Genomic DNA, 449 nt, shown 5'->3' on the forward strand with positions numbered 1-449 from the left:
GGCATGGTCCGTAAAAATGCAAGCCAGAAAGAATTGGTTTGGGTTGGGCGTGCGATGGTGTTGACCATCGCGCTTATCGCCATCGCGCTGGCTCAGAATCCGGAAAGCAAAGTATTGGGTCTGGTCAGTTATGCCTGGGCAGGTTTTGGTGCAGCTTTTGGTCCGGTTGTTTTGTTCTCGCTGGCCTGGAAAGCGATGACACGCAACGGTGCACTGGCCGGCATGATTGTCGGTGCAGTCACCGTCATTATCTGGAAACAATACGCCTGGTTCGGTTTATACGAACTGGTGCCGGGTTTCATTTTTGCGTCTGCAGCAATCATTGTCGTCAGTAAACTGGGCGATTCGCCGAGTGATGCAATGAAAACGCAGTTCGACAAAGTCCGGAAAGAACTGGAAGCCGGTTATTGATGTCGGCCGACGTCAGGCCACTAGCCATTGCATTGATG

General features: G+C 52.1%; 1 protein-coding gene. It reads left to right on the forward strand.

The features are described from left to right. Positions 1-411, forward strand: a 411-nt coding sequence (locus D7Y13_RS42850) for a sodium:solute symporter family transporter (RefSeq protein WP_439329268.1), incomplete at its 5' end; no start/stop codon positions are given. Positions 412-449 lie beyond the last annotated feature (38 nt).

Source organism: Corallococcus praedator, from assembly GCF_003612125.1.
GTDB classification, from domain to species: Bacteria; Myxococcota; Myxococcia; order Myxococcales; family Myxococcaceae; genus Corallococcus; species Corallococcus praedator.